Here is a 13,067-nt window from a genome sequence, read left to right on the forward strand (position 1 = left end):
GTTACTTGATCGCGCCGACCGTGATGCCACGGGTCAGCGTGCGCTGGAAGATCAGGAAGAAGGCCACGGCGGGGATGATGCCGAGCAGCGCGGACGCGCTGGACATGGTGGCGTCCATCATCTTCTCGCCCTGCAGGACGCCCAGGGCGACCGGCACGGTCTGGTTGTCGTTGGCGATGAGGAACACCATCGGCAGGAAGAACTCGTTCCACGTCCAGATGAAGAAGAAGATGAGCAGCACCGACAGGGTCGGGCGGCTGACGGGCACGACGATGCGCCACAGCGTCCGCCACTTGCTCGCCCCGTCGATCTCGGCCGCCTCCAGGATCCCCCGGGGGAACCGCCCGAGCACCGACGAGAGCAGGTAGGTCCCGAAGGCCGCCTGGATCACCGTGAAGATCAGGATGACGGCGAGCTTCGAGTCGTACAGCCCCGCCTCCTTCGACAGGTAGTAGAGCGGGTAGACCAGGGCCTCCTGCGGCAGCGTGTTGGCGAGCAGGAAGAGCACGAGGATCCACAACCGGCCCCGGACCCTGCCGATCCCCAGCGCGTACGCGTTGAGCACCGACAGCACCACGGCGGCGACAGCGACGACGCCGCTGATGAGGAGGCTGTTCCACAGCTTAAGGCCGAAGTCGACGCGGTCCCAGAAGGCGACGATCCCGTCCAGGTAGAGCCCGTGGGGCAGGCTCAGCGGACCGCCCGAGGAGTATTCGGCCGGGGACTTGAAGGCGTTGAGCGTGACGATGACGAAGGGGAAGAGCATCACGACCGCGAGCACGACCAGCGCCGCGAGCACGGCCCAGCGTCCCGGCTGGCGGACGACGCGATCGGGGGTCACGACTCACTCTCCTGGTCGCGCTCCTGCACCCGCAGGAAGAAGAAGGTCACCACGACGATGATCACGGCGAGCACGGTCGCGATCGCCGAGCCGTACCCGACGTTGGCCTTCTGGAAGAAGTTCAGATAGGAGAAGTACGACGGCACCATGGTCGCGGAGCCGGGCCCTCCCCTGGTCAGCACGAAGATCGGCCCGAAGACCTTCAGCGCCGCGATCGTGCAGGTCAGCAGCACGACGAAGATCTCCGGCCGGATCTGCGAGAGCGTGATGTGCCAGAACCTGCGCCACCACGAGGCGCCGTCGATCTCGGCCGCCTCGTACAGCGAGGGGTCGACCCGCTGGAGCCCGGCCATGAAGATGACGACCGGGTACCCGAGCTGGAACCACACCATGATCGCCATGACCGTCGCCAGCGCGATGCCGGGGTCGCCCAGCCAGTTGACCTCGATTCCGAAGATCTGGTTCACCGCGCCGTACGACGGGTGGAGCATCCAGCCCCACACCACCCCGGCCACCGCGACGGGCAGCACCTGCGGCAGGTAGAACGCCGCGCGCAGGGCCGAGGCCGTACGCGCGCCGAACCGCCTGGCGACGTAGTCGAACAGCGCGGCGGCGAGCACCAGTCCGAGGACCGTCGGCACCACGGCCATCGCGACGATCAGCGCGACGTTGTGCTGGAAGGAGGCCCAGAAGCGCTCGTCCCTGAACAGCTTGGTGTAGTTGCCGAGCCCGATCCATTTGGGGGTGCCGACGCCGGACCAGCGGGTGAAGCTCGTCGCGACGTTCATCAGGAACGGAACGACGATGATCGCGAGGAACAGCACCAGGCTCGGAACCAGGTAGAGCCAGTAGCCGCCCCTCCCGCGCGGGCGGGCGGTGCCCGCGCCGGGTGGTGCCATGTGCGGAGCCTTTCGAAAAGGGGGTCCCGGCGGCGGAGGCCGCTCAGACGGCCCCGCCGCCGGGGTCGGGGGTCATTCGGCGATGTCGGCCAGGTTGTCGTCGTACGGCTGGGCGATCTCGTCCAGGACTTCCTCGGGCTTCTTGCTGCCGTTGATCAGTTCCTGCACGCCGGCGACGAGCACGTCGTAGTAGCCGGGGGCCGGCCAGTCAGGGTAGAAGGCCAGACCGTCCTGCGTCGAGAGCCGGTTGAAGTTCTCGATCAGCTCCTTGTTCCGCTCGTCGGTGATCGCTGCGGGGTCGGCCGCGACCGGGACGCCGCCCGAGTTGCCGAGCAGGTTCTGGATCTCCTTCTTCATCGTGATGTCGATGAAGTCGTAGGCGAGGTCCTTGTTGCCGGACTTCTCCGGCACGACCCAGATGTTGCCGCTCGATCCAGGAGCGAACCGGCCCGGCCACAGGAACGAGCCCCACTCGAAGTCCTTGATCTCCTCCCGCAGGCGGCCGAACCACCAACTGCCCGACACCATGATCGGGTACTTGCCGCCGATGAACGCCACGCCCATGTCCTCGGCCTTCATGCCGGCCGAGTCCTTGCCGACGTACCCCTTCTTCACCCAGTCGGAGAAGGTCTGCGCCGCGTAGGTGAACTCGGGGCCGTGGAAGTCGACCTTGCCCTTGTAGAGCTCGAACGAGTCGATCCAGGCGCGCTCGGCCTTGTTCAGCGCGAGCAGGTAGAACAGCTGCTGGGCGGGGTACTCCGCGCCCGCCGTCGCGATCGGCGTGGTGCCCTTCTTCGCGAACGCGTCGAGCGCGGCGGTGAACTCGTCGAAGGTGGTGGGCACCTTGACGCCCGCCTTCTCGAACATGTCCTTGTTGTAGTAGACCATCACGTACTCGCCGTAATTCGGCACACCGAACCACTTGCCGGAGCCCATGATGCCCCGCTCGTCGTATCGGGCGGTGGTCTGCAGCGACGGGCTGAGCAGCTTGTCCCAGCCGCGCTTGACGGCCTCCTCCGACAGGTCGGTGAGCAGGCCCTGCTTGGACAGCTGACCGGCCGTCGCGTTGCCCTTGTTGTACTCCATGATGTCGGGCGCCTCGTCGGAGTTGAGGACCATGGACGCCGTCTTCTGGATCTGCTCGAAGCCCTTCTCCTCGAACTTCACCGTGACGCCTGGGTGGCTCGCCTCGAAATCCTTGATCGCCTGGGCCCAGGCGGTGCCCATGGCGCTGTTGCCGGTCTCGTAGTGCCAGAGGGTGAGGGTCCTGCCCTCCGCGGAGCCGCCGCCGTCGCCCGAACCGTCGGACGATCCACCGCACGCGCCGAGCGCCAGCGCGGCCGCGGCCAGTGCCGCCACCGCCGCGCTCCTGCCTGCTCTGAACATGGTCCTTCTCCAGGGGGTTCTGTCTAGTTGATGACGACCGGGGCGCCGGGGCCCACGAACTCGACGCCGTCGATCTGCTTGGGGCCCTCCACGGTGACGACCAGCCGCTCGCCGTCCCGCACCGCCGTGACCATCGTGTCCCCGTCCATGTCCCTGATCGTCGTACGGCTCTCGCGCTCCGGCACACCGAAGACGAGCAGCGAGACCCGGGGATCGTCGGCGACCGTGTCGCCCGCCTCGGTCACCGGGATCAGCGAGCCGTGCCGCGCGAACAGGGGGATGCGGTCGAGTGGCGGCGACACCGTGACGTATCGGCCGCCGTCGACCTCCTCACCGGTCCAGTAGTCGACCCACACCCCCGAGGGCAGGTAGACCTTCCTGGTGCCGTCGGCGGCGGTCATCGGGGCGACGAGCAGGTCGGTGCCGAGAAGATACTGCAGGTCCGCCTGCCAGGCCACCGGGTCGCCCGGGTGGTCGACGCACAGCGCGCGCAGCATCGGCGCGCCGGTCTCGGCCGCGGTGACGGCCGCCGAGTAGATGTACGGCATGAGCCGGTATCGCAGCCGCAGGGCCTCGACGGCGGCCCGCTCCGCGTGCGGGGGGAACTCCCACGGCTCCCGGGTGGTCGTGCCGTGGAACCGCACGAGCGGGGACAGCGCGGCGAACTGCGACCAGCGGATGTAGAGGTCAGGGCTGGGGGTGCCGGTGAAGCCGCCCGCGTCGTGGCTCCAGAACGGGATGCCGGACAGGCCGTGCGACAGCCCGCCCCTGATCGTGCTGCCCATCGCGGCGTAGGTGGTGTCGACGTCGCCGCTCCACTGGGCCGAGTGGCGCTGACCGCCGAGGTAGGACGAGCGGGCCCAGACCAGGCCGTGCCCGTTCACCTCGCGGGTCACGTCCGCGACGATGTCGTTGAACAGCAGCGTGTAGACGTTGTGCAACTCGGTGCCGGTCATGCCGTTGAAGGCCACGGCGTCCGCGGGGACGCCCTCGGCGAAGTCGGTCTTGAACGCCGCCACGCCCTCGCGCAGGCGGTCGCGCAGCAGTCCCTTGAACCACTCAACCGCCTCCGGGTTGGTGAAGTCGACGATGCCGCAGGCCGGGTATGAGCCGTGCCAGGTGTCGGCGACGTACGTCTCGCCGCTCCGCGTCCTGAGGAAGTACCCCCTTTCGGACGCCTCGGCGAAGGCCGGGCTGAGGTGCGAGATGTAGGAGTTCATCCACAGACAGACCCTGAAGCCCTGGTCCCTGAGGGCGGCGAGCATGCCGACCGGGTCGGGGAACGCCTCCGGGTCCCACTGGAGGTCGGACCAGTGCCCGTCCGCCTGCCAGTAGCAGTCGAGGTGGAGCACGTCGCAGGGGATGCCGCGCTCCCTGATCTTCCTGGCGCGTCCCAGCACGCGCTCCTGGCTGTCCCGGAAGAAGCCGGAGGAGATCCAGGTGCCGAACGCCCACTTCGGCGGCAGTTGCGGCCGGCAGGTCAGCCGGTCGAACCGGTCCAGGACGTCCGCCGGGGCCGGCCCCGCGATGACGTAGTAGTCGATGAGGTCGTCCGGCACGACGATCTGCACGGCGCTGTGCGTGGACTGGCACACGTCGAACTCGACCGGCGTCCCGCTGTCGACGCAGATGCCGTACCCCCTGCTGGACAGGTAGAAGGGCACGTTCTTGTACGCGCGCTGCGACTCCGCGCCGAAGGCGTCGAAGTTCCACATCAACGGCCGCTGGCCACGCTTGTCGAGCGGGGTGAACGACTCGCCGAAGCCGCAGAACGCCTCGTCTGCGGGGGCCGCGAACGTCTCGTGGTAGGCGACGGGAGCGCCGTCGACGGCGGAGCGGCCGAACGGCAGCGTGCGCAGCCGGCCGCTGATGTCGGGATGGCCCGGGTCCTGCTCAACCAGCGTCCGGCCGGCCCGGTCCGTGAAGCGCAAATTCCACGGGTTCAGCCGCACCTCGGCCCGCAGTGATCCCGCGTCGACCACCACGCGGCTGTGGCTCGCCTCCACCACGGCCTCGCCGTACACGCCGGGGGTGACCATGGAGATCGCGCGGGCGGACCGGGTGCGCGCCTCCGCGTCCTCCGACAGGCGTACCCGGATCACCCCCTCGCCCGCGGCCGTGATCCGTACGACGAGCGTCTCCTCGGCCGAGGTGGAGCCCTTGAGCGTCACCCCTCCGCCGTCGGAGGCCACCACCTCCGCGCTGGTCAGCGCCGACAGGCCCTCCTCGCCCGGCTCGCGCACGGGAAGCTCGGGAGGATCCGCCACGAAGAACTCGCGCGCGATCAGTGGGGGACGGTACGGCATCGCGGCACTCCATCGACTCGTCCGGCGATTGTGGAGTTAGTTTGCCGTCCATCCCAACAAAGGTCAATGGTCCGAGGTGGTTCCTGATTTGTCCAAATCATTCCTATTTGTGTCTGCTTGGGGTAACGTGACCGCAATCCCAGGTCAAGGTAGGTGACATGGACAGGTTCGTGCACGTGATGCCGCTCGACGACGTGATCGGCCACGAGGGCAGCCCCCGGTGCGTCTGCGGTCCGGGCGGCGAGCCCGTCACCACCGCCGACCTCGGCGAGCCGGTCGCACGCGCGGACGGCGACACCATCGCACCCGGCTGGTCCCGCCCCGTGGTCGGCGTCGTCTACCGGCACCACGCGCTCAGCCCCTGCCGCGAATGGGAAGCCGTCCCCGAGTCCTGAGTTACGCCGGCCGCGCGAATCAACCCCGCCAAACACCGCCAATTTCTCGACTTTACGTAATCGGTCAACCGCGCTGAGTAATCTCTGGGTCATGCCCGGTATTGATCACGAGATGCCACTCGAACTCATCCGCAACCGGCCGGAGACCGCGCTGGAGCTGCTGCGCTGCGTGAAGAGGATCGAGCTGCCGCCCTTCGCCGCCGCGCGCGTGGAGTCGGCCGACAGCACCCAGCCCGCACCGATCGAGTTCCGCGCCGACTCGGTGGTGGTCGTACGAGACGAGACCGGAACCGCGATGATGGCCGTGATCGTGGAGGTCCAGCAGGGCAGGGACGCCGGCAAGCGGTTCAGCTGGCCGGTCTACGTCACGACGTTGCGGTCTCAGCACAAGTGCGACATCGCGCTGCTGGTCATCTGCCCCGACCGGTCGACGGCCCGATGGTGCGAGAGGACGATCCACCTGGGCCCGAGCGGCGTCATCACGCCGCTGGCGATCGACCCCGGCCGGATACCTCTGATCACCGACCCTGACCAGGCCCGTGCCAGCCCGGAACTCGCGGTGCTCTCGGCCGTGGCGCATCCGGAGGAGGCCGACGACGAGCAGGTGCTGGAGGCGATGCTCGCGGGGCTGACGACCCTGGATCAGGATCGGGCCAGAGTATATTTGAACTACGTGATCAGCTCGCTACCCGCTGTGATGGTCAAGCGTCTGGAGGAGATGGTGACCACCATTCAGGACTTCGAATACCTCGGTGAGAAGTACTTCTCCCACTGGCTCGCCAAAGGGGAAGCAATAGGGGAAGCGAAGGGCGAGATCAAGGCGATCTTCTCGGTGCTGGACGCGCGAGGCCTGGAGATCTCCGACGATGCCCGCGAACGCATCCAGCGATGCAAGGACCCGAACCAACTGGACGCCTGGGTCCGCAAGGCCGCCATCGTCACCTCGGCCGACGAACTGTTCGCCTGATCAGGTCGGCACCGGGCCACGGCACATCTGGACCATGTGCACAGCTCACCAGAAGTGCCGATCAAGCGTCTGGAGGAGATGGTGACCACCATTCAGGACTTCGAATACCTCGGTGAGAAGTACTTCTCCCACTGGAAGGACCAGGGCCGCACGGAAGGCGAGATCAAGGCGATCTTTTTGGTGCTGGACGCGCGAGGCCTGGATATCTCCGACGATGCCCGCGAGCGCATCCAGCGATGCGAGGACCCGAACCAACTGGACGCCTGGGTCCGCAAGGCCGCCATCGTCACCTCGGCCGACGAACTGTTCGCCTGATCAGGGGGCGGCATCCAGCGGAGGTAAGGGAGCGGAGCGGAAGGGAGCGAGGACCGCAGCGAGGGCCCAGCGAAGCGGGCTTCGCGAGGACCGGAGCTTCCTTCCGGCGCAGTGACCGGCTCGGCCAACGCAGTGACCGACCCGGCCAGCCCGGTGACCGACCCTGCCAACGCGGTGACGGAGTGAGCGCGGTGGCTCGGGCGACACTCAGCCGACGCGGCATTGCCCGGACTCGTCATCGATCCTGTAGCGGGCCGCACTACCGGCCCGCTACGTCCTCGACGAGAGCCCGTGGAGATGCTGCCGGAGTGGCTGCTCCGCCACACCACGCTGTGACGGGCGGAGGAGCTGACTTGCGACTCGCCCGTGCCTGACGTCGTCCAAGACAGCGTCGGAAATGGCGTCGGAGGCACGGTGGATAAAGACCGCCTCTTCCACGCCACCGCCCGGGCGATGGTCACGCCGCAGCCCATCGCTCCCGGCGGCACCGGCGCGTCAGTAGTAGTGCTTGGTGACCTGCTTGCGGCGGACGAACAGCCGGAAGACCCACAGCGGGAGCCACACGAACAGTCCCCACAGCCCGCACGTGAAGATCGTTGCGAGCAGGTGGAACGTGTGCGATTTCGCGGACAACCCGCGGTGCTTGGTGACGCTCTTGCGCGGCATCGGCGGCTGCTGCGGCTGGTAGGGGGGCTGCCCCTGATAGGAGGGCTGCGGCTGATAAGGCTGCCCCTGGTAGGGGGGCTGCGGCTGGTAGGGCTGCTGAGGATGCCCGTACGGCTGATTGGGCGGGTAAGGGGGCTGGCCCATGGTCGGTTCTCCGTGCCTCAACTGATGATCTTCGGAGCGTAGCAACAGCGGCCCTGATATATCTGACATTTCGGTCTTTCCGGATCATGAGGCCCTGCGACGCCCAAACCCACCAGTAAATGCCGGGCTGCGTCCCCTTGTCGGCTCGCGGATGACGGTCGGTGCGTACCAGGTGACGTGAGCAACGGCCAGCGGGGTGGCGAGGTTCGGGGAGATCCGGCCGGAGCGGGCCGCCCCGGAGAAGTCACGCGAGGCGGCCCGCTCGATGTCAGGTGGTCATGGGGTCCACCTGACGTTCGGGTTGATGTGGCCGGTCCAGTTGAAGACGGCCATGTTGTCCCAGCCGTTGCCGGTGCCGTTGATGTTCGCCGGGTCCCATCCGTTGCCGGGCACGGCGTACCACGTCGGCTCCCAGTAGAAGACGCCGACGGCGCCCGCGTTGCGGGCCGTGCTCTGCACCGCCGCGAACTGGGCGCCCTGCCCCTGCCAGGTGAGGCCGTACCCCGGGCAGCCCGACGTGACCGTGTTGCCCTGCCAGTCCGCGTTGTCGGCGGTGAACGGGTAGGCCGTCTCGGCGATGACGACCGGCTTGCCGTAGCGGGACCGCATGTCCGAGATCACGGTGGACAGGTTGGACAGCGTGCCGTGCCACATGCAGTAGTACGACAGCCCGGTGATGTCCCAGGGGACGCCCTTGGCCCGGATGCCGTCGTAGAACCAGCGGGCGTGCTCGATGTTGTCGGCGTTCGCGGTGTGAATGATCACCTGAGTGCCGGAGTTGCACGCCTTGGTCGCGTTGTAGCCGGCCTTGAGCAGCAGGCTCAGGTCCGTGAAGTCGTTGTTGACGACCTTGCCGTCGTTCCACAGCATGCCGACGTTGATCTCGTTCCCGATCTGCACGCTGTCGGGTGTGGTGCCCTGCGCCTTGAGGCTGGAGCACACGTCGTAGGTGTAGTTGTAGACGTCGCTCTGCAGTTGGCCAATGCCGTGGCTCGCCCAGGCGGCCGGCTTGTACTGCTTGCCGGGGTCCGCCCAGGTGTCCGAGTAGTGGAAGTCGATCAGCAGCTTCAGGCCCTTGGCCTTCACCGTCCTGGCGTACTGCAGGACCTTCGCCTTGTTGTTGTAGCCGCTGGCCGGGTTGTTCCAGATCCGCAGGCGGACGTAGTTGACGCCGACGCCCTTGAGGATGTCCAGCGGGTCCCGCTGGGCGCCGCTCGCGTCGTAGTACCTCGCGCCCAGGTCGAGGGAGCGCTGCACCGAGGAGACGTCGGCTCCGAGCATGGTCAGGGTGTTGGCGGCGTGCGCCGGTTGGCCGGCGTTCACCACCGCGGCGGCGCACAGCACCAGCGCCGCCAGGATTCTCTTCATGGGTCCTCCGGTCAGGAGAGGAATGGACGGAAACCCCCGAACCCCCACTGTGACGAGGTCAGGCCGCCACGGCGAGGGGAGTCTCGATACTCGGCGGCGGCCGTACTCCCCCAGCGCGGGCACCCCGTACCAGCGGTCAGCCCCTGATAGGCAGGACCGCGCGGGCGACGGCCAGGCGTTCGGCCTCTTCGCGCTCGGCGGCCTCCTGCTCGGCGGCCACACGTCGGTCGTAGGCGGCGCGGGCCGCGGCTATGGCGTTCTGGTGCTCCTCGGTCCAGTCCACCAGCGCACGGATGGTGGTGTGCAGAGTCGCGCCCATCGGCGTCAGCGCGTAGTCCACGCGCGGGGGGACCGTCGGGTGCACCGTCCGGCTGACCAGCCCGTCGCGTTCCAGGTGCCGCAGCGTGCGGGCCAGCATCCGCTGGCTGATCCCGTCGATCGCGCGGCGCAGCTCGGTAAAACGCAGGCTCCGCTTGTCGAGCAGCGCGATGACCAGAAGCGACCACTTGTCGGCGATGCGGTCGAGGATCTGCCGTACCTCGCAGTTCGCGCGCTGATCCCATTGGAGGACGTCGTCGTCGACGCCGGTATTCGCGCAGTAACCGAGGGACTCGGAGGTGCCGTCTTCCATGGTCACCGATAGTGCCTGACGATGCAGTCGGTTACAAGAAGGAACCGGCAGGCACTCGGGGAACCGCTCCGGGACCGGTTCCCCGACGAGATGGAGCCGGACTCCGATGTCCAATTCCGTGGGCGGAATCGCCGCCCGGCAACCGGCCCCTATGACCGCCCGCATGACGGGACGCGCATGGGGCGTGCTGCTGGTGTTGTGCGGCGCGATCTTCCTGGAGGGGATCGACGTGGCGATGCTAAACGTGGCGCTGCCGTCGATCCGGGCCGACCTTGGCCTGTCCACCGGGATGCTGAGCGGCGTGGTCAGTGCCTACGTGCTCGGCTACGGCGGCTTCATGCTGCTCGGCGGCCGCGCCGCCGATCTGCTGGGCCACCGGCGGATGTTCCTGCTGTGGCTGGCCGTCTTCCTGGTCTTCTCCGGTCTCGGCGGGTTCGCCACGCAGGGCTGGATGCTGCTGGCCGCACGGTTCGTCACGGGGGTCGCGTCCGCGTTCATGGCGCCCGCCGGGTTGGCGCTGGTCACCTCCAACTTCCCCGAAGGACCGGTGCGCACCAAGGCGCTCGGCGTGTACGCGGGCACGGCGGCGGGCGGGTTCTCGCTCGGCCTGGTCGCCGGTGGCGTGCTCACCGCGTTCGGCTGGCGGTGGGTGTTCTTCGCGCCGGTCATCCTGTCCGCGCTGATCCTGGCGGCCGCGCTGATCCTCCTCCGTGACACGGGCGGCGCGCGCCCCTCGGGCGGCTTCGACCTGGCCGGGGCGTTCGCCGTCACGGGGGCCATGTTGCTGCTGGCGTACGGGGTGGTCCGGTTGGAGCACCCCGGCGACGGCCCCGGCCTGACCGCCGGCGCGATCGCAGCGGGGCTGGTGCTGCTGGGGGTGTTCGCCGCGATCGAGCGGCGGTCGTCATCACCCCTGATGCGCCTGGGCATCCTGCGCACCGCGCCGCTGGTGCGGGTGAACGCGGCGGCGTTGCTGTTCCTGTTCGCGTTCGCGGGGTTCCAGTTCCTGATCACCCTGTATCTACAGGAGTGGCGTGGCTGGAACACGATGCAGACCGGCCTGGCCATGCTGGTGATCGGCATCGACACGGTGCTCGCGCCGACGCTGACGCCGCGCCTGGTGAACCGCTTCGGCAACACACGGGTGCTGTTCGGCGGCATCGTCCTCGCGGCGGTCGCGTACGCGCTCTTCCTTCCCGTGGGAATGGACTGGACCTACACCGCCATGCTCCCGGCGTTGCTCCTGCTCGGTCTGTCCTTCTCTCTGGCGTACGGCCCGCTGACCATGGCCGCGACGGAGGGCGTCGACGAGGAGGAGCACGGCCTGGCGGGCGGCCTGCTCTACACGGCGATGCAGTTCGGCACCGCGCTCGGGCTGTCGGCCGTCACCGCCGTCAGCGTCGCGGCCGGGCCGGGACCGGACGCGCTGCGGTCCGCGCTGGTCGTCCCGCTGGTGGCGGCGGTGCTCGGCGCGGTCGTCGTCGCGTTCGGCCTCCGCGCCCCCGGAGGTTCCCCGGCACCGGCTCAGGACGCCCCGCGAGCGCGGCCGCCGCAGCGGGATGTCACACACTGAAGGCGTGTCTCGTCCTCAGGATGTGAACGACCATGACAACGCGGTGACCGGCCTGGACGCCGAGTTCCAGGCGCTGCGGCCCCGGCTGCTCGGCGTCGCGTACGGCCTGCTCGGCAGCCTGGACGAGGCCGAGGACGTGGTGCAGGACGCCTGGCTGCGGCTGCGCGCCGCCACGGCGGCGACGGGCGACGAGATCAGGGACGTGACCGGCTGGCTGGTGGTCACGGTCTCCCGGCTCACTCTCGACGTGCTGCGCTCCGCCCGGCATCGCAGGGAGGAGTACGTGGGGCCGTGGCTGCCCGAGCCCGTCCTGACCGGGCCGGACCTGGCCGGGCCCGACCCCGCCGAGCGGGTGACCCTGGACGAGTCGATGAGCATGGCCATGCTCGTCGTGCTGGAGTCGCTCAGCCCGGCCGAGCGGACCGCCTTCGTGCTGCACGACGTGTTCGGCCTGACGTTCGCCGAGGTGGGCGCGGCGGTCGGGCGCAGCCCTGCGGCCTGCAGGCAACTCGCCGCGCGGGCGCGGGCGCACGTCGCGTCCCGCGCGCCCCGGTTCGACGTGGATCCCGCGGAGCACCGGCGGGTGGTGGACGCCTTCGCCCGCGCCTGCCTCGGCGACGACATCGACGCGCTGCTCGCGCTGCTCGACCCGGACGTCGTCCTGCGCAGCGACGGCGGCGGCATCGTGACCTCGGCCCGGCGGCCGGTCATCGGCGCCGCCAAGGTCGCCAGGCTGCTGCTCGGCGTCCGCAGGCCAGGGCATGCGATGGTCCCCGCCACCGTGAACGGCTGGCCGGGGCTGCTGCGCTACCGGGACGGCCGGTTGGTGACGGTGATCGGCCTCACCGTCGCCGACGGCCGGGTCACCGCCGTCGACATGGTCCTCAACCCGAGGAAGCTCGCCCGCGTGACGCGGGTGGCGAGATGAGGAGCTCAGAGATGACCGCGAGGATCGACGTGCCGGCCCTGGCCCCCGAGGCGTACCGGGCGATGAGCGGCGTGGAGCGCTACCTGCGCGAGTGCGGGGTGCCGCACTCCACCCTGGAGCTGGTGAAGATCCGGGCCAGCCAGATCAACGGCTGCGCCTTCTGCCTCGACATGCACAGCCGGGACGCGAAGAAGGCCGGGGAGAGCGACGAGCGGCTGTGGTCGGTGGCCGCCTGGCGGGAGGCGCCGTACTACACCGGCGCGGAGCGGGCCGCGCTCGCGCTGACCGAGGCCGCGACCCGCCTGGCCGACCGGTCCGACCCGGTGCCGGACGAGGTCTGGGCGGAGGCGGCCGAGCACTACTCCGAGGAACGGCTGGCCGCGCTGGTCATGGCCATCGCGCAGATCAACGCCTGGAACAGGATCGCCGTGGTCAGCCGTAAGGTCCCCGGCACGATCTCCTGATCCGTCCCGGAAAATCGCGAGACGCCGGGAGGCGGGGCGAAATAGTCTGCCAACGTCACGGAAGGAGGAGGCCATGAGACGCACGAGGATCCGCAAGCCGCTCCGTGTCCGCCGCCCCGCCGGTCTCGACCTGCGCACCCCTTCAGGCCGGCCGCTCCCCTACTGAGACTCGTGTGACGACTGA

The 13,067-nt window shown here is 68.9% G+C and carries 13 protein-coding genes; 6 read left to right on the plus strand and 7 right to left on the minus strand.

Annotation, left to right across the window (positions count from 1 at the left end):
• Position 1: 1 nt before the first annotated feature.
• The 4 genes from HHX31_RS24670 to HHX31_RS24685 form a co-directional block, all read right to left on the minus strand.
• Complete coding sequence (locus HHX31_RS24670) at positions 2–841, minus strand: carbohydrate ABC transporter permease (protein ID WP_311932219.1); 840 nt, start codon at positions 839–841, stop codon at positions 2–4.
• Positions 838–1,740 carry a carbohydrate ABC transporter permease gene (locus HHX31_RS24675; RefSeq protein ID WP_169950738.1) on the minus strand — a complete coding sequence of 301 codons (903 nt, stop codon included), beginning with the start codon at positions 1,738–1,740 and terminating at the stop codon, positions 838–840. Before HHX31_RS24675 ends, HHX31_RS24670 begins: the two co-directional genes overlap by 4 nt.
• Before the next feature lie 72 nt (positions 1,741–1,812).
• Entirely contained in the window at positions 1,813–3,126 is a 1,314-nt protein-coding gene (locus HHX31_RS24680) for an ABC transporter substrate-binding protein (RefSeq protein WP_169950739.1), read from the minus strand.
• Between the two features lie 23 nt (positions 3,127–3,149).
• Positions 3,150–5,432, minus strand: a complete 2,283-nt coding sequence (locus HHX31_RS24685; RefSeq protein WP_169950740.1) for a TIM-barrel domain-containing protein — start codon at positions 5,430–5,432, stop codon at positions 3,150–3,152.
• 158 nt (positions 5,433–5,590) lie between these two features.
• On the opposite strand from HHX31_RS24685, the gene HHX31_RS24690 reads away from it, so the two are divergent.
• From HHX31_RS24690 to HHX31_RS24700, 3 genes are all read left to right on the plus strand, one after another.
• Positions 5,591–5,827, plus strand: a complete 237-nt coding sequence (locus tag HHX31_RS24690) for a hypothetical protein (RefSeq protein ID WP_169950668.1) — start codon at positions 5,591–5,593, stop codon at positions 5,825–5,827.
• Positions 5,828–5,918: 91 nt separating this feature from the next.
• The gene (locus HHX31_RS24695; RefSeq protein WP_169950741.1) at positions 5,919–6,794 is read left to right on the plus strand and encodes a hypothetical protein; all 876 of its coding nucleotides are present in this window, start codon (positions 5,919–5,921) and stop codon (positions 6,792–6,794) included.
• Between the two features lie 54 nt (positions 6,795–6,848).
• Positions 6,849–7,109, plus strand: a complete 261-nt coding sequence (locus HHX31_RS24700; RefSeq protein WP_311932221.1) for a hypothetical protein — start codon at positions 6,849–6,851, stop codon at positions 7,107–7,109.
• Positions 7,110–7,604: 495 nt separating this feature from the next.
• Here the strand turns inward: HHX31_RS24700 and HHX31_RS24705 are convergent, their stop codons facing one another.
• From HHX31_RS24705 to HHX31_RS24715, 3 genes are all read right to left on the minus strand, one after another.
• Entirely contained in the window at positions 7,605–7,919 is a 315-nt protein-coding gene (locus HHX31_RS24705) for a hypothetical protein (RefSeq protein ID WP_169950669.1), read from the minus strand.
• Between the two features lie 276 nt (positions 7,920–8,195).
• Positions 8,196–9,287: a glycosyl hydrolase 53 family protein gene (locus HHX31_RS24710; RefSeq protein ID WP_169950742.1), complete on the minus strand. Its 1,092-nt coding sequence runs from the start codon at positions 9,285–9,287 to the stop codon at positions 8,196–8,198.
• Positions 9,288–9,423: 136 nt separating this feature from the next.
• Entirely contained in the window at positions 9,424–9,918 is a 495-nt protein-coding gene (locus HHX31_RS24715) for a helix-turn-helix domain-containing protein (protein WP_169950743.1), read from the minus strand.
• 163 nt (positions 9,919–10,081) lie between these two features.
• Between HHX31_RS24715 and HHX31_RS24720 the strand changes: the two genes are divergently transcribed.
• Genes HHX31_RS24720 through HHX31_RS24730 form a run of 3 tightly spaced genes read left to right on the plus strand, consistent with a single transcriptional unit; the run spans position 10,082 to position 12,883 of the window.
• A complete protein-coding gene (locus HHX31_RS24720) occupies positions 10,082–11,491 on the plus strand; it encodes an MFS transporter (protein ID WP_169950744.1) in 1,410 nt (469 codons plus the stop codon).
• Positions 11,492–11,513: 22 nt separating this feature from the next.
• The gene (gene sigJ, locus HHX31_RS24725) at positions 11,514–12,419 is read left to right on the plus strand and encodes an RNA polymerase sigma factor SigJ (protein ID WP_311932222.1); all 906 of its coding nucleotides are present in this window, start codon (positions 11,514–11,516) and stop codon (positions 12,417–12,419) included.
• Positions 12,420–12,430: 11 nt separating this feature from the next.
• Positions 12,431–12,883 (plus strand): carboxymuconolactone decarboxylase family protein, encoded by a 453-nt coding sequence (locus tag HHX31_RS24730; RefSeq protein ID WP_169950746.1) that lies wholly within the window; start codon positions 12,431–12,433, stop codon positions 12,881–12,883.
• Positions 12,884–13,067 lie beyond the last annotated feature (184 nt).

It is taken from the genome of Microbispora sp. H11081, from assembly GCF_012999535.1.
Taxonomy (GTDB): Bacteria; Actinomycetota; Actinomycetes; order Streptosporangiales; family Streptosporangiaceae; genus Microbispora.